Annotated in this window: 12 protein-coding genes and 1 pseudogene; 7 read left to right on the plus strand and 6 right to left on the minus strand. The window is 60.6% G+C overall.

The window, feature by feature from the left end:
• Nucleotides 1-11: 11 nt before the first annotated feature.
• The 5 genes and pseudogenes from prfB to RHOOR87_RS0100510 all read right to left on the minus strand — a co-directional run bounded on the left by prfB (nt 12) and on the right by RHOOR87_RS0100510 (nt 6,621).
• Nucleotides 12-1,137 (minus strand): peptide chain release factor 2 gene (gene prfB, locus RHOOR87_RS0100490; RefSeq protein ID WP_099047132.1). Its coding sequence is split into 2 segments (ribosomal slippage): nt 12-1,061 and nt 1,063-1,137, totalling 1,125 coding nucleotides; the frame shifts between segments, so codons are not numbered across the junction.
• A gap of 100 nt (nt 1,138-1,237) precedes the next feature.
• Entirely contained in the window at nt 1,238-2,905 is a 1,668-nt protein-coding gene (gene asnB, locus RHOOR87_RS0100495) for an asparagine synthase B (RefSeq protein ID WP_027483944.1), read from the minus strand.
• 446 nt (nt 2,906-3,351) lie between these two features.
• The gene (locus tag RHOOR87_RS0100500) at nt 3,352-3,717 is read right to left on the minus strand and encodes an STAS/SEC14 domain-containing protein (RefSeq protein WP_007508457.1); all 366 of its coding nucleotides are present in this window, start codon (nt 3,715-3,717) and stop codon (nt 3,352-3,354) included.
• A 67-nt stretch (nt 3,718-3,784) separates the two neighbouring features.
• Nucleotides 3,785-4,642 (minus strand): annotated as a pseudogene (locus RHOOR87_RS18865) (DHHA1 domain-containing protein); the annotation flags it as partial.
• 107 nt (nt 4,643-4,749) lie between these two features.
• Nucleotides 4,750-6,621 carry a DUF262 domain-containing protein gene (locus tag RHOOR87_RS0100510; protein WP_007508461.1) on the minus strand — a complete coding sequence of 624 codons (1,872 nt, stop codon included), beginning with the start codon at nt 6,619-6,621 and terminating at the stop codon, nt 4,750-4,752.
• A 336-nt stretch (nt 6,622-6,957) separates the two neighbouring features.
• Here RHOOR87_RS0100510 and RHOOR87_RS20670 point away from each other — a divergent pair, with 336 nt between their 5' ends.
• The 7 genes from RHOOR87_RS20670 (at nt 6,958) to RHOOR87_RS0100545 (ending at nt 17,619) form a co-directional block, all read left to right on the plus strand.
• On the plus strand, nt 6,958-7,590 hold the full coding sequence (locus RHOOR87_RS20670; RefSeq protein WP_231381691.1) for a CopG family transcriptional regulator: 633 nt from the start codon (nt 6,958-6,960) through the stop codon (nt 7,588-7,590).
• Nucleotides 7,591-7,664: 74 nt separating this feature from the next.
• Entirely contained in the window at nt 7,665-9,170 is a 1,506-nt protein-coding gene (locus RHOOR87_RS0100525) for a DNA cytosine methyltransferase (RefSeq protein WP_007508465.1), read from the plus strand.
• A complete protein-coding gene (locus RHOOR87_RS0100530) occupies nt 9,136-10,803 on the plus strand; it encodes a hypothetical protein (protein ID WP_007508467.1) in 1,668 nt (555 codons plus the stop codon). Before RHOOR87_RS0100525 ends, RHOOR87_RS0100530 begins: the two co-directional genes overlap by 35 nt.
• Before the next feature lie 3 nt (nt 10,804-10,806).
• Entirely contained in the window at nt 10,807-12,468 is a 1,662-nt protein-coding gene (locus RHOOR87_RS0100535; protein ID WP_027483945.1) for a DUF2357 domain-containing protein, read from the plus strand.
• A complete protein-coding gene (locus tag RHOOR87_RS19665) occupies nt 12,469-12,975 on the plus strand; it encodes a very short patch repair endonuclease (protein WP_007508471.1) in 507 nt (168 codons plus the stop codon). It abuts the gene before it with no gap.
• Nucleotides 12,972-15,137, plus strand: a complete 2,166-nt coding sequence (locus tag RHOOR87_RS0100540; RefSeq protein WP_007508473.1) for a hypothetical protein — start codon at nt 12,972-12,974, stop codon at nt 15,135-15,137. The genes RHOOR87_RS19665 and RHOOR87_RS0100540 overlap by 4 nt, the downstream gene beginning before the upstream one ends.
• Before the next feature lie 283 nt (nt 15,138-15,420).
• Nucleotides 15,421-17,619 (plus strand): Z1 domain-containing protein, encoded by a 2,199-nt coding sequence (locus tag RHOOR87_RS0100545; RefSeq protein WP_043292126.1) that lies wholly within the window; start codon nt 15,421-15,423, stop codon nt 17,617-17,619.
• 330 nt (nt 17,620-17,949) lie between these two features.
• Here the strand turns inward: RHOOR87_RS0100545 and umuD are convergent, their stop codons facing one another.
• A complete protein-coding gene (gene umuD, locus RHOOR87_RS0100550) occupies nt 17,950-18,525 on the minus strand; it encodes a translesion error-prone DNA polymerase V autoproteolytic subunit (protein WP_007508477.1) in 576 nt (191 codons plus the stop codon).
• Nucleotides 18,526-18,675 lie beyond the last annotated feature (150 nt).

Here is an 18,675-nt window from a genome sequence, read left to right on the forward strand (position 1 = left end):
GGAATCAGGCGTTACGCATCGGCGCGCTTGGCACCGGCTTCGAGGCCGGATTTCAGGCTCGCCTCGATGAACTCGTCGAGGTCGCCGTCCAGCACCTTCTGGGTGTCCGAACGCTCGATGCCGGTGCGCAGATCCTTGATGCGGCTCTGGTCGAGCACGTAGTTGCGGATCTGGCTGCCCCAGCCGATGTCGGACTTGGTCGCTTCCAGCGCATCCTTCTCGGCATTGCGCTTCTGGATCTCCAGTTCGTACAGCTTGGCGGCCAGCATCTTCATCGCGGTGTCGCGGTTCTGGTGCTGGCTGCGGCCGGTCTGGCAGGCCACCACGGTGTTGGTCGGGATATGCGTGATGCGCACCGCCGACTCGGTCTTGTTGACGTGCTGGCCGCCGGCACCGGACGAACGGTAGACGTCGGTACGCAGGTCGGCCGGGTTAATCTCGATGTCGATGTCGTCGTCGACTTCCGGCGAGACGAATACCGAAGTGAAGCTGGTATGCCGGCGGTTGTCCGAATCGAACGGGCTCTTGCGCACCAGCCGGTGCACGCCGATCTCGGTCTTCAGCCAACCGTAGGCGTAGTCGCCTTCCACGCGGAACGTGGCGGACTTGATGCCGGCCACGTCGCCGCCGCTGACCTCCATCAACTCGGTCTTCCAGCCGCGCGATTCGCACCAGCGCAGGTACATGCGCAGCAGCATCTCGGCCCAGTCCTGCGCCTCGGTGCCGCCGGCGCCGGCCTGGATGTCGACGAACGCGTTCATCGCGTCCATCTTGCCGGAGAACATTCGCTGGAACTCCAGCTTGCCGACCTGTGCCTCGAGCTTGGCCAGGTCGTCGGTCACCGATCGCGCAGTGTCGTCGTCGCCGTCGGCGATCGCCATCTCCAGCAGGTCGCCGGCGTCATTCAGCCCGGCAGTCAGCGTGTCGATGCCGTGGACGATGGTGTGCAGGCGGGCACGCTCGCGGCCCAGTTCCTGCGCGCGTGCCGGGTCGTCCCACACGGTGGGGCTTTCCAGTTCACGGGTTACTTCTTCCAGACGCTCGCTTTTCGCAGCGTAGTCAAAGATACCCCCTAAGCGACTCGACCCGGCCACGAAGGTCGGCGATCTGCGCATGGATGGGATTGGTCTCGATCATGTCGGTATCAGGGTTGGATGCAAGCGCTCTAGGATAACAGACGCCCCCGTGCGGACGCACCGCCGCGCCAGCAGCGACACGACTGATCATGGTGTCTGGTTCAGGCCAGCGCCTGCTGATGCACGCCCTTGACCGCCCGCCCCGACGGATCGGCCGCATTCGCGAACGCCGGATCCCACGCCAGCGCCGCCGGCGAGGAACAGGCGATCGACTTGCCGCCGGGCACGGTCGCGGCGCAGGCCTCGCCGGGGAAGTGCTGCTCGAAGATGCGCCGGTAGAAGTACGCCTCCTTGGTCGCCGGCGTGTTGAACGGGTAGCGCGCCGCCGCCGCGGCGAACTCGCGATCGCTGACCGCCTGCTCCGCGTGCGCCTTCAACCCGTCGATCCAGCCGTAGCCCACGCCATCGCTGAACTGCTCTTTTTGCCGCCACAGGATCGCATCCGGCAGCGCGCCGTCGAACGCCTCGCGCAGCACCGCCTTCTCGATGCGACCCTGCCCGGCCATCTTGTGCGCGGCGTCCAAGCCCATTGCCACGTCGATGAACTCCAGGTCGAGGAACGGCACGCGTGCCTCCACGCCCCAGGCCATCATCGCCTTGTTCGCGCGCAGGCAGTCGTAGCTGTGCAGCGCGTCGAGCTTGCGCACGGTCTCCTCGTGGAAGGCCTCGGCCGACGGCGCCTTGTGGAAGTACAGGTAGCCGCCGAAGATCTCGTCCGAGCCCTCGCCGGACAGCACCATCTTCACGCCCATCGCCTTGATCCGCCGCGCCAGCAGGTACATCGGCGTGGCGGCGCGGATGGTGGTGACGTCGTAGGTCTCGATGTGGCGGATCACTTCGGGCAAGGCATCCAGGCCCTCCCAGAACGTGTAGACGAAGCCGTGGTGCACGGTGCCCAGCGCGTCGGCGGCGACCTGCGCCGCGGCCAGGTCGGGCGAGCCGTCCAGCCCGATCGCGAACGAATGCAGGCGCGGCCACCAGGCCTCGCTGCGGTCGTCGTCCTCGACCCGCTCGCGCGCGAACTGCGCGGCGCAGGCGGCGACCAGCGACGAATCCAGCCCGCCGGAAAGCAGTACCCCATACGGCACGTCGGTCATCAGCTGGCGATGCACGGCCTGCTCGAACGCCTTGCGCAAGGCCGGAGCAGACACGTCATGGCCACGCGTGGCGGCGTAGTCGCGCCATGGCCTGGCGTAGTAGCTGCGCAGCCCGCCGCTGGCGCTGTCGTAGACGTGGCCGGGCGGGAACGGCGCCAGGTCGGCGCATACGCCGACCAGCGCCTTCATCTCCGACGCCACGCACAGGCGGCCTTGGGCGTCGTGGCCCCAGTACAGCGGGCAGACGCCGATCGGATCGCGCGCGACCAGGTAGCGCTGCGCCTCGCCGTCCCACAGCGCGAAGGCGAAGATGCCGTTGAGCCTGCCCACGAAGTCGCTGCCCTGCTCGCGATACAGCGCGTTGATCACCTCGCAGTCCGAGCCGGTGGTGAAGTCGTAGTCGCTGGCCGTGCGCAGTTCGCGGTGGTTGTAGATCTCGCCGTTCACCGCCAGCGCCAGCGCGCCGTCGCGCGAACGCAGCGGCTGCGCGCCGCTGGCCGGGTCGACGATGGCCAGGCGCTCGTGCACCAGGATCACCCCGGCGTCGACGAACACCCCGCTCCAATCCGGCCCGCGATGGCGCTGGCGCTGCGACAGTTCCAGCGCCTGCCGGCGCAGCGCCGCCAGGTCGTCGCCCGGCTGCAGGTCGAACATTCCGAAAATCGAGCACATGGTGGGGGTTCCTCGGTTGCTTGTAGTGGATGCCGCTCTTCTTGAAAGTCGGCCACGGATGGCCGGGTTTGCCTTTGCGCGGATGGGCACGCGCACGAAAAAAAGAGGCCCGCACTGGGCGGGCCTCTTTCGCGTATTCCATGGAAACTTGCAGCTACGCGCGGGCCCGCCAATGGTTGGCGTTATTGTTCGCGCGATTATTGTTGTTGCCGGCCAGCACTAAGCCCCGCGCGGAAGGCGCGGTGAGGTTCAGACGGCTGGCGGCGGCGGGGTGCATGGGCCAACTTGAGCAGATTCGCCGGCGCTTGGCAAGCGCGGGTACGGTCAAGTCGCCGTAGGAGCCCGCCCGCGGGCGATGCTTTTGGGCTTGGGCTCAAGATTCGGGATTCGGGATTCGCAAAAAGCCAGAGCATCGCCCGCGGGCGGGCTCCTACCACAGGGCGAGATCAGGGAGCCGTGATCCAGCGGGTGGCTTCCTCGATGTCCGCACCGTGGAACAAGCGAAACTGGGCCGGGATGGCAAAGCTGAACGCCATCGCGGTACCGCGCAGCCAGACCACGTCGGTGACCAGTGCGACGCGGTCCCAGCCGCTGAAATGGCGCAGGCCCAGCTTGGCGTCATCCCACATCGCGCCCGGGTCGAAGCCGGTGAAGTCATCGGCGGTGACATACAGCAGGCGCAGCTTGCGATTGAGCGCGAACGCCGCCTCGACGTCCGGCACGACGATGTTCTCGTAATCTTCCGCCGTCACCTGGCCATGGGCGCGAAAACCCAGCGTACCGGGCGGCAGTCCTTCGATCAGTGCGATCACGGGCGTTCTCCATGAGCGGGGCGAACGCCAGTCTGGATCGGACCGCGTGAAAAACGCGCAAGCGGCATCAGGCCGGTTCGATGTGCCGCAGCAGCAGTCGTGGCATCTCGCGCCCCTGCCAGTCGTTGATGGTCAGCTCGTAGACCGCGCGCAGCCGCGATGGCGGTGGCTGGCCGTGATACGCGTTGAACATCACCGCATCATGCAGGGCGCCGTCGCGCGGGTCGCGCAATTGCAGGCGCAGGTGACTCTCGCCCATCAGCTTCCAGCCGGCGCAATCGAACAGGTTGTCGAACAGCGGTTCGGGGAAGGCCTGGCCCCACGGCCCCGCGGCGCGCAGCTGTCGGGCCAGCCCCAGCGTGGCGGCGCCGGGCGGCAGCTCGCCGTCGGTGTAGAGCACCACCTGCAGGCGCTCGGGCTCGATCAGCTCGCGCGCGATCGCATCGAAGGCGGCGGCGAAGCGCGGGTAGTCGGCGCTCCTGAGGCTCAGCCCCGCGGCCATCGCGTGGCCGCCGAAGCGTTCGATCAAGCCGGGCTGGCGCGCGTCGATCGCGGCCAGCGCGTCGCGGATGTGGAAACCAGGGATCGAGCGCGCCGAGCCACGCAGGTTTTCGGTGTCGTCCTCACCGGCTGGCGCGAAGGCGATTACCGGGCGGTGCAAGCGCTCCTTCAGCTTGGAGGCGACCAGCCCAACCACGCCGGCATGCCACGACGGCTCGAACAGCGCCACGCCGACGGCGTCGACATGACCCAGGCCAGCCACCATCACCTCGGCCTCGGCCACCATCGAGGCCTGCAGCTCACGCCGCTCGCGGTTGATCGCGTCGAGCTGCTCGGCATGGCGGCGCGCCTGCGCCACGTCGTCGGTGAGCAGGCATTCCACGCCCAGGCGCATGTCTTCCAGCCGCCCCGCCGCGTTCATGCGCGATATGTAAGGTTGATCTGATCACAAAAATTGTAGGGATAAGGGGAGGTCTGATCAACGATCAAACCTCAGGCAGAGTTCAAGCGCATGGTGAAACCAGAGTTTCCTTAGCGTGGATACAGTTGCGTTGCTGCCTCAGCCATTCGTCTGGCGCGAGCGGCAATGGCCTCTTCATCCCACGTTTCGTGCGTCATCAAGTCACCGTTCAAGCTCAAAACGGTATTGGCGATCAGCAGGCTCTTCTTGATGGGAAAAGCCTTATTCTGAGCTTCGCGGTTGACCGACAGATTGAGCAGAGTAAGGTTGCCCAGCGTCGGAATAACCTTGGTGCGCCTACGAATTGCCTGATAATGCTCCGACAAAATGCCACCCGCCAGTTCCTGCTGCTCTGCCGCCTGGCTCTCAGCGAACGTCGCTTTGGACGCATCCGGTAGGGCCCAATGCTCATACCAGGACCTTGGCAGGATGTGGTCGATATCCAAGTTGGATAGATTCGGAACCATGGGCTCTTCCGTTCGTTTTGTCATACGCAACCAGCCCTCAAGCTCGGTCAGCAGCATGCGACATCGGGCTGGATCAAGGTTGCCGTAATACGTGGGCGCTGTCTGGATGGCGTGGGTGAACTCGGCATCATCTGGCCAGCGCGCAGCGGGGCTGCTGGGCGACGAGGCCAGCAGTTTCTTCAGCGCTTGCCGCGTCATATCGCCCTTGATCCATTGCCGCAAGACCGACATGAACCAGTTGTTGTAGTTCTTTGGCGTCAAACCGCAGACGGCACGTCGAACGATGTAGGACACGACGTCGTCGAACATCGCTGTCTTCTCGCTGTCAGGCATGTCTGCCGTAGAAATGCGCAAAGCCAACGGATGAGTCGTCGTGGTGTCGAACGGCTGAAGGCGCCGCCCAAACCTGGCCACGGGCAAATCACCCTTCCCTTCGATCAGCTGCAGGTAGTGCTTGCCATAGGCGTCCAGCATCGCCAACTGCTGGGTGGTTGAAAGTCCCTGGGCAAAGTTCTTGAAATCGACATACAGGCGGGCGAGGTCGCCCTCTTGCCCCGTCTGCGCGCGGATAGTTGCGAAGATCAGCCATTCCAGCCGGGGCTTGGTGATCCTTCCTCGCCGTTCTCCTATTTTCCACCTGTCCTGCTCGAACTGCTTCCACTTTTCTTCATACAGCGCAGCCGAATCTTCCTGGCTGCTGTCCACGGTCATAAATAAATGGTTGCGTATCAGGTCGGTCGCGTGAAGCTCCGCACCCCGACCATTCAAGGTCTCGAAGATGACTTGAGCGTCATCCCCCTTCTCCAACTGAATCAAAACCACTTTCAGATCTGCCAACACGGCCATGATTAAGGCCTCGACAGCATTGACACCGCCATTGGCCTCAATCCAGGTCTTCGACCATTCGGCGAAGTTCCAGATAGCGTTTAGCGCCGCTGGATGGATAATACCGATCCGCCGGAACGTACCAGCTTGGGTGAAGTGGGCAGGATACCGTGCTTGTAGAGTGCTCAGCTTGTCGGCGGTCATGGCCGACACGAACGCTTTCTGGTCCGAGAAGGTCGGCCAAACCTTGAACACCTCCACCTCGGCATTGGCCATAGTGGTGGGATTGGGATTGTCTAACACTGCGGCCAAGTACGAGTCGTACTCGGTGATCCCCGCCTCGCGGGTGGCCAGCCTAATACCCGCCAGAACATACTGCAGCGTGGTCAAGCGTTGCTGGCCATCGATGATGTGGAGGGTGTCGACTCCTCGTAGCCCCACCTTGTCTTGGGGCTCCACTACGATGGCGCCCAGAAAGTGCGGCGCAGGCTCGGTGTTAGCCAGGCGCTCCTCGGCCTTGTCCTTGATGTCCGCCCAAAGCAGAGGCCATTGCTTCTCTAAGGTCCAGACATAAGCCCGCTGATAGAACGGCACCTTGTACTGCTTCCGATCCTGGAACACCTGCTGGATCGTCCAAGTCTCCGACTTCATTCCTCGCTCCGATTCCCACCGCTGATGACCCATTATGCCCTCCGAGTGGCGTTACCTCTGGATGGGTTGGGTCGCACGACTCGAAACATATTGGCGCAGTGTCAGCACGGACGGCTTAGCCCAGAAGCACCACATCCCCGTATTCAACGGGGATCAACTTTCTTACCGGGAATGCCTCGGGTTGGGGCGACTTGGTTCCGAAGATCGACCGCGCCAGCGAGATCGAGCCGAATCGGACTGTGCTCAACCATAGGGCCAGGGTCTGGATGATGACCCAGGCCACCGAGAACACCGGGATCCATCCTCGTATCTGTCCGCCAACGCGATGGACAGGAAATGATGGCTGCCAAACCAGTACACCCCGAGGTATGGCGGAAGGAGTTCAGGTTCGATCGCAACGCCGACGCCCGCGTCCGAAGCATGACCATCGTCGATACCGCTACGCATGAAGCGGAGGTACTGAGTTCGCGCGAACCATCCGTCACGGGCGTAACTCACTTGCTGAATCGCTTGGCGATCGTTCGCGCCGAGCAAGCTGAACCAAACACCGACATCAAAATTATTCAACGTCGCCTCCGCGGTCGAAGGGGCGTTGAGCGGCCTTCAGGCGCCCCACATGCGATGCAGCTACGGTCGACTCGGCCCCTGAAGCCCTCCCCGGTACCCGCAGCGGGCAAGAACTCCAGGACGTTCGAACTTGAGGTTGGGCAAGGCGTACCGCCCGCCAGAGTGGTGCATGGTGATGTAGACTGGTGCACCTCTCGGCTTTGGGCGAATTCTATGCCAGTCACAGCCAAACGATCCCCAACGGTCAGGGAAGCCACGCGCGCGTCGGTCACCTTCCCGCCCGATCTCTATGCCGAGCTTGAGCGCATCGCCGAAGAGAAAAAAGTGTCTGTTGCCTGGGTCGTCCGCGACGCCGTCGAGAAGTATGTCGAGGCGCGGTACCCGCTTTTTCCCCGCCAATAATGAAGGCGGCACTATGCAGAACCTGAAGAATCCCCGCCCATGACCAGCAAGCCAGCACGAGCAGGTGTCGCCCTGTGAGCAAGACCGCACGCTCCATTCGCCAGAAGATCGCCCGCCTGCAGGCGGGCGGCAAGCCACGTGTACTAGACCTGTTCGCCGGCTGCGGCGGGATTTCCCTCGGGTTCTCAGCTGCCGGTTTCGATATCGCAGGTGCCGTTGAGTTCGATCCGGAAGCAGCGGCCTCCCATGGCCACAACTTCCACGGTGGTGATGCGGCGCACTCGCACGCCCGTGACATCACGAAAACCAGCCCGGATCAGCTTGCGAGGGACCTGCAGGCGGGCCCGACATCCGAGGCCTTCGATGTGCTTGTCGGCGGCCCGCCATGCCAAGCCTTCGCCCGCGTCGGTCGACCCAAGCTGCGCGAAGTGGACAACCACGCCGAGGCCTTCAAGCACGACCCGCGAGCTCAGCTCTACATCGACTACCTTCGCTATGTCGAAGCCTTCGCGCCGCTGGCTGTTCTCGTCGAGAACGTGCCCGATGTGCTGAACCACGGCGGCCAGAACATCGCCGAAGAGATCGCCGAAGTACTGGAAAACAAGGGCTACATCTGCCGTTATACCCTGCTCAACGCGGCCTTCTACGGTGTGCCACAGATGCGCGAGCGCATGATCCTGATCGCGTACCGGCGCGAGATTGCCGATGTCGTCACGTTCCCAGATCCGACGCACTTCATCCACCTTCCGCCGGGCTATGAAGGCACGCGATCGGTCGCTCTCAAGTTCCTGGACAGCGAGATCGCCGACGACGCGCACCACTACATTCATGCGTCTAAGGCGGATAGCTCGCTGCCGCCTGCCGTAACGGCCGAGGACGCACTCGATGACTTGCCGGCCATCGACGCACGCAAGCTGCTCAAGAGCGGTACTCTGCGGCGAGGCGCGCGACGCTTCGACGATCCGGTGCCCTATGGCAAGCCACCGCACACGACCTATGCAAGGCTGATGCGAACTTGGCCGGGCTTCGAAGCTCCGCCGGCACTGACGGATCATGTCATCCGCTATCTGCCGCGCGACTATCCCCTGTTCGCGCGCATGAATCCGGGTGACCAGTATCCGCAGGCGTATGAGCACGCGATGAAAATGTTCGAGCAGCACTTGGCACAACTCGCCAAGCAGGGCGCCAGAGTCAGGCCCGGATCGAAGCAGTACGAAGAGATCAAGGCCACGATCGTGCCGCCCTACGACGTGGGCAAATTTCCGAATAAGTGGCGCAAGATGTGGCGCGACCAGCCGGCGCGCACGCTCATGGCACACCTCGGCAAGGATAGCTACAGCCATATTCACTACGACAGCAGGCAAGCCCGAACGATTTCCGTGCGCGAGGCCGCGCGCCTTCATTCGTTCCCGGATGGCTTCGTCTTCTGCGGGACAATGAATCCGGCCTTCCGGCAGATCGGGAACGCCGTCCCGCCGCTGCTGGCCAAGGCGATCGCGACGCACATGATGAAGACGCTCAAGCAATCGGAATGGGAGAAGACGGATGAGCCTCGCCGAGCGGCAGCAGCAGTTTCTTAAGGAAGTTCAAAAGCACTTCCGGGCAACGAAAGCTACCCGCACCAATAAGCTGTTTGGGGTCTCCAACAGTGCGAAGATCGTCGACGGCGGTGTTCAGATCGGTGTCGCCAATCTGAACAGTGCAAAGGATGACGCGGATGCCTTCATCATCGCGACGGTGATGAAGTTTCCGCCAGAGGACGAGGTGTACTTTGCTGTGCTGGTTCGTAGGGACAAGGACAAGTTCTTGGCGCGTCTCGCAGAAATGAAGAGGCTGGGCGCTGCGGCAAAAGCAGGGACCGGCAATGGAGACGACGAAGACGACGGTGAGGACGACGGTTATGAGGGCGCCACGTCTTTCAAGTACAGCAACCGGAACAACCTTGTTCCGGTGTACTTAGCTGAAGATGGGTTGCTGTGGATGCGCAACTCTGGATTTTGGAACAGTCTGGATTTCGAGCGAGCAGATTTCGGACCAGCCCTAGAGCCTGATGAGATCGTTGTCGCCCTTCATCCACCAACTGCGTCTGCGCGCCGTAGTTTGCTGGCGCGCGAGTTCATCGGCTGGCTTGGCACTTTGGCTGGTCGCGAAAAGATTCACGAGCTGCCGGTTTGGACCGACACGGCCACGCTCAGCCCTGAAATGCGCCGCATGCCGGCGAGCATTTCGGTCGCCGACATTGAAGCGGCCGTGAAGGCCCTTGGGGGGCATTACCCGAACGGCGAAGTGCGACGTTTTCACGCCGCGCTGAACTTTCTGCCGCACAAACACTTCGTGATTCTGTCGGGTCTATCAGGCACGGGCAAGACGCAGCTAGCACTCAAGTACGCGAGGGCCGTGCACGGCCTGACCTCGAACGCAGCCGACGATCCACTGATCTTCGAATGCCCTGTGCGACCGGAATGGACCGATCCGACCGGGCTGACCGGCTATTTCGACGTGCTCACAAATCGCTACGTCGTGCCGCCCTTTCTAGAGGCGGTGCTGGTCGCGACAGCGCACCGCGAATCGCCGGTCTTCGTTATCCTCGACGAAATGAACCTCGCGCGCGTCGAATACTACTTGTCCGACGTGCTGTCCTGCATGGAAACCGAGGGCCGGCTGCAGCTGCATTCCAACAGCGTACCGCTGGAAGGCACAACGGGCGCGAGCATCCGAGCAGAGCTACCGCTACCAGCAAATCTATTTATCATCGGTACGATCAACGTCGACGAAACGACAAACCCGGTCAGTGACAAGGTGCTCGACCGCGCATCGGTGATCGACATGTCCACAGTCGATGTGCCCGGCTTTCTGGGCTCGCTCGAAGCCCGCTTCCCTGAGCTGAGGGATGCACGAGCCGCCTCCGAGTCGAAGCTTGCCGAAGTCCATGACCTCATGCAGCGGCATGGACTGGGCTTCGGCTATCGGCTCATTGAAGAGTTTGTCCGCTATCACGCGTTTGATGCCGCGCATCTAAATAGTGTCGCGGCCGATGTCACCGACCAGTTGCTCGTGCAAAAGGTGCTGGTGAAACTGCGCGGCGCCGAGCGCCATCGCCCACTGCTAACGGGCCTCGACAAGGCGTGTGAGGGCCTACCGCGTGCTCAGTCCTTTGTCCGGAAGATGCTGGTCGACCTCGACGAGTTCGGTTCCTTCCAGGCGATGCGGTGACCCGTGCCAGCGCTCTACATCCAGGCGGAAGGTGGCGGGCCGGCATGGCAAGTTTGGCCTGAGCCGGATGCGTTGCCGCCCGGCGCGGTACGGGAAGGGACCTCCTACCTCTTTGAGCTGCGTGACAGCGAAGACGCCCTTGCCGCTGATCTACTGATCGACGAAACGCCGGTCGAGGCGCTGCGGTCGCGTGAGCCCCGCAATGCGCGCTGGCGTTGGCAACCGGGTTTCCATGCCGGCATGGTTGAGGCCTTGCTGCGTGTACCGGGCTTAGGGACACGCCGTTTCGAAATTACGACCGATCCCGATCTGCGTAAACTCACACGCGACGACTTTGACGCGATGGTGCGCGAAGTTCTCGAAGACACTTTCGCCCTGTTCTCGTTGAGCGCGTTTCGCAAGGGGATCGCGCGGCAGCCAAGCAACCGCCCGCCGCCGCTAGCCCGCCTGGAGTTCTTACGGTCTCGAGCCGATGCAATCGTCGCTACGGTCGAAGCGATTGCCCGAGCCCCGCGTCACTATCTGCGAGCCGAGGACAATACAGTGCCGGTGCACCGAGCCAGGCGCGCGACCGGCCAGGAGATCATCAAGTCATTCCGGTCAGGAGTGATACTCACAGAGACGGTCAGCCCCTCGCGGCTACCAGCTGCATTGAAGGGGCACCTGCCGGCGCGCATCACGCTGCGACAGCGGCGCAACAGCGTAGACATCCCGGAGCACCGTCAGATCAAGGCCTGTCTACAGTCGTGGGCTGCATGGCTCGGCGGCGTTGCTGAGCTACTGGCAAAAACAGGCGCCGTCGACGATTCAGAGGTCGTCACTACAGCCGGCAGTTGGGCAGTGCGGGCCCGGCATATCGCACGACGGCTGAATAATATTGCCGTGGAGGGTTTCATGTCTGAGGTTGGTGAGGGGCCCGCGCTACTTCGCATGTCCTCATTGTTTCGAAATGCCCCGCTCTATCAGCGCTTCTATCGGCTCTGGCGGGACATGAACCTCGGGCTGGCTGCACTATTCGGCGACTTCTTGCAGATGCCACTGGCTCGGACCTTTGAGTTATATGAGCTATGGTGCTTCCTGCGGCTACTACGCGCCGCCGCCGAGGAGTACGGAGCCACTGGCATGGACCTCAGCAGCCTATTCCTTGGTGAGGCTGATGGTGGTGTGACGATCGCGACCGGCTCAATCACAGTTCCAATCGGCTGCGAGCGAGTGTTGTGCTTTCAGCGGCAGTACCGCGAGTACTGGATCGATGATAGCCACGAGGGCAGTTTCAGCCGGACGATGGTTCCCGACGTAGTACTGGCAGGCAAGGGCTTGGATGGACCAGAGCGGTATGTAATCGTGCTCGATGCAAAATACCGCATCAATGATGGGCTCAACGATGCACTGAACTCGATCCACACCTATCGTGACGCGCTGGTACAGGACATGGGGAGCGGCCAGATCGAAGGTATCGTGACCGCCGCTTATTTGCTGACCCCCCATATTCCGACAGGCCTGCAGTCTGACTTCAAAACAACACCAATACCGGGCCGGCTATTTCATCCAGAGTACCGACAGAAGTTTCGTTTCGGCGCAGTGACGCTGCGGCCAGGAATGTCGGGAGAGGCGTTAAGAACCTGCCTGCGCACGATCGTTGGAGATGCGGGTACAGGGGCGTAAATGGCGGACGTGCTCACGCTCGAACAGCGCCAGCTCAATATGAGCCGCATCAAGGGCAAGAACACTAAGCCTGAGATGCTGATCCGCCGCGGCTTACACGCCCGGGGGCTTCGTTACCGTCTGCATGACCGATCACTCCCGGGTCGACCGGATATCGTTTTTCGAAAGTACAACACAGCGGTATTCATACACGGATGCTTCTGGCACGCACACGGTTGCATCATGTCGAAGCTTCCGGCTACCCGCCAGGATTTTTGGGAGGCTAAGTTGTCCGCAAACGCTGCACGCGACCACAAAGCGGTGCAGGAACTCCAGTCGAATGGCTGGCGTGTGCTCAACATTTGGGAATGCGCACTGCGCGGACCTCAGCGTTGGACGGAAGACGCCCTGCTTGATCGCGTTGCCCACTTTATTCAGCACTCAGACTTGCCCTTGCTAGACATTGTAGCGCAGCAGTCCAGCGCAGTAACGGACGCCGGGACTTCTAATGGAGGTAATCGGACATGAAAGCGGTGGGCATTGACCTGGAAAACTGCTACGGGATCAAGAGACTGCAGGCCAATTTCGACTTTTCCAAGGCCAACGCGTGTGCTGTGTATGCGCCGAATGGCTCTATGAAGTCTTCACTCGCACAGACTTTTCAGGATGTGGCGGACGGCGCCGCTTCCAAGGACCGCATTTTCCCTGCACGCGTGTGCAGACGCGAAATCAAAGACGAAGCAGGTGTAGACCTGACCATGGAAAGCGTACTCGTCGTCCGTCCCTACGATGAGGTTCTTGGGCATTCCGTGAAGACTTCCACACTGCTTGTCAATCCTACGTTACGCAAAGAATATGAAGCCCTTCATGCCGATATTGACGCGGCAAAGGAAGCCCTACTGAAAGCTCTTAAGGAGCAATCCGGTTCCAAAAAGAACATTGAAAAGGAGTTGTCGACAGCTTTCACACCACGAGACGACCAGTTCTATGTTGCGCTGAACCGCATCAAAGACGAAGTCGCTGCGATGCCAGCCGCCCCACTCGCAACAGTTTCATACGACCTGATTTTCGACGACAAGGTGCTTGCCCTTCTCGGCACAGAAGAAGCGAAGACTGCCATTCAGGATTACATTAAGAAGTATAACGAACTGTTGGCTGCATCGACCTACTTCAAGAGGGGGACATTCAACTACTACAACGCAGCGACCGTCGCAAAGCAGCTTGCTGAAAATGGGTTCTTTGATGCGAAGCACTCCGTCACCTTGAACGCCAATACCAAGTTAGAGATAACTAGCCAGCAGGAACTCGAAGAGCTGATCGCGAAAGAAAAGGATGCGATCTCCAATGACAAAGAACTGAAGAAGAGGTTTGCGAAGCTCGACAAACTCATCCAGAAGAACATCACGGTCCGAGACTTCGAAGCGTACCTGCAGAACCATGAAGAGTTGCTGGTCCGACTTGGCAACATACCAGCCTTTAAGGAGGACGTCTGGAAGTCCTACCTGAAGGCGCGCATCGAGGCCTTTCAGGATTTGTTGAACAAGTACCAAGCAGCGCAGGCCAGACGCAAGGAGATCGAGGGGCAGGCTGCAAAAGAGCGTACGCAATGGGAAGAGGTTATCGAAATCTTCAACAACCGCTTTTTCGTACCGTTCAAGCTGGAGGCGACTAACCGACTCGCAGTGATCCTCGGTCAGGAACCGATGCTCAGTCTAAGCTTTACGTTCGAGGATGCCGGCGACAAGGCGGCCGTTGATCGCGATGCACTCATGCAGGCACTTAGTACGGGCGAAAAGAAGGCCTTCTACGTGCTAAACATTCTCTTCGAGATCGAAGTACGGAAGAAGGCAAAACAGGAAACGCTCATCATCGTCGATGACATAGCGGACTCGTTCGACTACAAGAACAAGTACGCAATCATACAGTACTTAATGGACATTGCCGAAGATCGAAACTTCAAGCAGATAATCCTCACCCACAACTTCGATTTCTATCGGACAATTCAGAGTCGGTTTGTCCGTTACTCAGACTGTTTCATGGCATCGAAGACCGCAACAGGTTTGGTGCTAGAGCGGGCTGCTGGCATCCAGAACGTTTTCGTCAAAGACTGGAAGCCAAACTTCGCCACAGATCCGAGGAAAAAACTTGCCTGCATTCCCTTTATGCGCAATCTGATTGAGTACACAAGAGACGCCGCCGACCCCGATTTTGTCAAGCTAACGTCGCTGCTGCATTGGAAGGTCGACTCCGATCAAATCGCGATTTCCGACCTTGATCTGATCTTCAACAGACTGTTCGGTCAGACCGTTGCTTCGAGCGATGGAGCAGAGCCTGTCATGAGCCTCATCGCGCACGAGGCCAGCGAATGCCTAAAGGCTGCCGAGGGGATCAACTTTGAAAACAAGATCGTGCTCGCCATGTCGATCCGACTTGCAGCCGAGCGCTTCATGGTGAGGCGCATCAACGATCCCGTCTTCGTCGCGAGTATCGACGCGAATCAAACGCCAAGGCTTCTCAAGAAGTTTCGGGAACGGTTCGGCGCAGAGCTGACGGCGATCAAAGTCCTTCAGCGTGTGGCTCTCATGACCCCGGAGAACATTCACCTGAACTCGTTTATGTACGAGCCTATTCTAGACATGTCTGATAGACATCTTCGGACGCTTTATACGGAGGTAATCGCGCTAGTTTGATGGACCCTAGCTTGCGCGTGCGATGCGCACATGAGAACCGGAGTGCGCTGCAAGAGCCGTTGACTTAACTCCCTACCCGCTGCGTTCGGGCGGCGAATCTCCTGACCTGATGAAACCGCTCGTTTAGCAAAGTATCCTGATGGGCGACCAGGGGAGCTAAGAGCAAGGACGCCGATCATCGGGTCTGACGCTACGGCCTGGAGATCGGTCCGAACGTGCACTTTCGGACGACTTCCCCTCGGCATAAGCCATGCCAATATCGGATATGGAGCCCGAGCACGCCATGACGAACGATCTCCAGACGACCTACCCATTCTATCAGCAATACAAAGATGCAAATCAGACCTTCAGCCAGGACACATTCCGCTGTGCGGAAGAGACAGTCGCTGCGCTACTGACAACAGCCACCACATCTGACCGCCCCGGCATGCTGCTCGGTAAGGTCCAAAGCGGCAAGACGCGCACCTTCATCAGCGTGCTCGCCCTGGCGTTCGACAACGGCTTCGATATCGCCATCGTCCTCAGTAAGAACTCCAAAGCCCTGATCCAGCAAACCTACAAGCGCCTGCGCAGCGAGTTCGCAGCGTTCATCGACGACGGTGAGGTCGACATCTACGACATTATGACTGCACCCAAGGCGTTCGGTAACTTCGAGCTCGACTCGAGGCTGATCTTCGTAGCCAAGAAGCAGGACGATAACCTGCGTCGCCTGATCGAGCTGTTCCAAAAGCACCCCAAGATGGCCTCCAAGCGCGTCATCATCGTGGACGACGAGGCCGACAGCGCTTCTATCGGCTACTCGAAGAAGGGAGATGTAAAGAAAGCCAACAAGATTGCTACTCAGATTAGCGAGTTGCGGTCCGTCATTCCCAATGTGTCCTTCCTCCAGGTCACCGCGACCCCGTACTCGCTCTACCTCCAGCCCACGGAAGTAGAGGTGGACAATGTGCTGGAGTTCAAGCCCATGCGGCCGGCCTTCACCAAGCTGGTGCCAGTTCCGTCGGATTACGTGGGTGGCGACACCTACTTCGGCGAGCCAACCCGCAGTGCGAACGAAACGCTAGAAAGCCTGATCCACTACCGGGTTGATCACCGCGAATTCGAGCGACTTAAGAAGCCCGATGCGCGCGCGTTCAAGTTGGAGAACGCGTTGGCCGCCAAGCAGATTGAGGGCTATCGCATGGCGCTGGTTACCTTCCTCGTCGGAGGCTGCATCCAGCGTATCAACGGGATCAATGCCGGTAAAAGGCCGAAGAAGCTGCGCTACTCCTTCCTGCTGCACTCCGAGGCCGGAAAGGACGCGCACGACTGGCAGGAACGATTGACCCTGGCGCTGATAGCTCAGCTGAAGCAAGCGGCAGAGAATGGCCTGTCCCTGCTGAGGGACTTGATTCAAGGAGCTTACGACGATCTGTCTCGCTCGCTGAGGCTGGACGGGAAACCAGTTCCTGCTTTCGCGGCGGCGTTTGCAGCTGTCGTCGAAGCATTGACCGACGACCACATCACCGTTCTCAAGGTCAACTCCGAAGAAAACGTGTCCGACATGCTTGACGACACCGGCCAGCTCAAGCTCCGCAGTCCACTCAACATCTTCCTCGGCGGACAGGTGCTGGATCGTGGCGTCACGCTCGCTAACTTGATTGGCTTCTATTACGGTCGCCGACCGGACAAGTTCCAGCAGGACACCGTGCTTCAGCACTCGCGTATGTATGGCTATCGGCGGGACGATCTGGCGGTGACCCGGTTCTATACCTCGATGCCCATTCGCTCGGCTATGCAGTTGATGGAGGAGTTCGATGCCTCCCTACGCGCGGCCATCGAGGCCGGCGGTGACAAGGCCGTCCAATTCATTCGTAAGGCGCAGAACGGCCGCATCGTGCCCTGCAGCCCCAACAAGATCCTGGTTTCCACCACGCAAACCCTTCGACCGCATAAACGTTTGCTTCCGATAGGCTTCCAGACCGGCTTCCGCACTGGTGCCGCGGGCATCGGCAGGGCCATTGAACAGCTCGATGCTAAGGTTCAAACGCTCGTCGGTTTTGATGCCGATCAACCCGTTCTGGTCCCCGTGGCGACTGCGCACGAATTGCTGCGCCTGATCGAGCCAACCTTACGCTTCGAGGACGAAGACGACGCTTCGCCGTTTGATTGGGAGGCAGCGTATGCCGCACTCGCGCACCTCAGCGCGCAACACCCGGATCCAGCAAAGCGAGGCTTGGTTTGGCTGTGGGCGGCGAAAGATCGCAACTCTGCTCGTCTCGCCGGAGCCAGTTCCCACGCCAAATACATTGAAACCCCGGATTCAGAGAAAACCGAAGGCCAGCTTGCGAAGCAGTACGCGGTAAATCACCCGATCCTGTTCTTGCTTCGCCAAGAGGGCAAGGGGGAGAAGGGATGGCGAGACACGCCGTTCTACTGGCCTGTAATCCGCGCTCAAGCCAATACTCCCACAGCAATATTCGCTACCGACATCATCGATTAGCCACAGCGGCGGTCGCCCGTGGCTTCCTGCATTGAGAATCCCGCGACGAGCTGGGGGCCGAAGTTCGGATTGGGAAGCCCACGGCGCGGTGGCTCGGTGCGTCATGTCGTAGATGACGCACCGGTCCCCCTTGGATGAGATCGACGATCTATACATGTTCATTAAAGATGATCGGTCCCATGGAGATGTGGAGATCGTCAACGATCTGCCGATCGCGCGACGACACAACCACCGCCGCTGGAGAGCACGACGGTGGGAACACAGGGAAGCATGGGGTCGTACAACCGCCTATAGAGACATTGACGTCCACGATTGCGAAGCGAGTGGCCATCAGATGAGCTTGCGTAAGGCGTACCGAACCACGCCCCAGATCTCGAATTCGTCGCCTTCGGCGATGACGCGATCCTCGTAGTGAGGATTCTCGGCTTTCAGGTAGGGGCGCCCGTTCGCCATGTAGCGCAAGCGTTTGCAGGTTGCCTTGCCTTGGTACACGGCGATGACGATGGAGCCATTACGCGGCTCAAGGGCGCGATCGACGACCAGCTCGTCGCCGTCATGGATGCCCGCGCCGGTCATCGAGTGGCCCTTGGTGCGGACCAGGTAGGTCGCCTCGCGGTGATGCGGATCGATCACCACTGTGTTGAGGTCGATCGGGCCCTCTTCGTAGTCCTCCGCAGGGGACGCAAAGCCACACGGCACCTCGGTAAAGTGGCGGAGCAGCCAGCGGCTGGCCTCGGCGACGGTGCCGAGGTGCTCGATGCCCTCGGCGTCCTCCTTGCGCAGACGTTCGATCAAACTAAGCACCACGGGCACGTGGGGTTCGGGGACGCGGATACGCTGCGAGGGCGCGCCGGGCCGGCCGGCACCGGGGCGGATGCCCCCGCGGTTGTTGCTGGACGTGCTCATGCTAATTTGATTTCTGGGACAGAATTCAAAGCTACCATGCAGTCTGGCTCACAACGCGAGATTGGCCACCTAGCCCGCGCCGTACCTTGAATCTGGGGTCTTGACGTCCTCGAGGCCGGCTTGCCTCTCACCGGCACCACCGATCAAGTG

This window comes from Rhodanobacter sp. OR87 (assembly GCF_000473345.1).
Taxonomy (GTDB): domain Bacteria; phylum Pseudomonadota; class Gammaproteobacteria; order Xanthomonadales; family Rhodanobacteraceae; genus Rhodanobacter; species Rhodanobacter denitrificans.

Coding starts and splice junctions, on each gene's coding strand:
- asnB (WP_027483944.1), bottom strand. CDS start 2,905: ATGTGCTCGATTTTCGGAATGTTCGACCTGCAGCCGGGCGACGACCTG.
- RHOOR87_RS0100510 (WP_007508461.1), bottom strand. CDS start 6,621: ATGAAGTCGGAGACTTGGACGATCCAGCAGGTGTTCCAGGATCGGAAG.
- RHOOR87_RS20670 (WP_231381691.1), top strand. CDS start 6,958: ATGATGGCTGCCAAACCAGTACACCCCGAGGTATGGCGGAAGGAGTTC.
- RHOOR87_RS0100530 (WP_007508467.1), top strand. CDS start 9,136: ATGAGCCTCGCCGAGCGGCAGCAGCAGTTTCTTAAGGAAGTTCAAAAG.
- RHOOR87_RS19665 (WP_007508471.1), top strand. CDS start 12,469: ATGGCGGACGTGCTCACGCTCGAACAGCGCCAGCTCAATATGAGCCGC.
- RHOOR87_RS0100540 (WP_007508473.1), top strand. CDS start 12,972: ATGAAAGCGGTGGGCATTGACCTGGAAAACTGCTACGGGATCAAGAGA.
- RHOOR87_RS0100545 (WP_043292126.1), top strand. CDS start 15,421: ATGACGAACGATCTCCAGACGACCTACCCATTCTATCAGCAATACAAA.
- umuD (WP_007508477.1), bottom strand. CDS start 18,525: ATGAGCACGTCCAGCAACAACCGCGGGGGCATCCGCCCCGGTGCCGGC.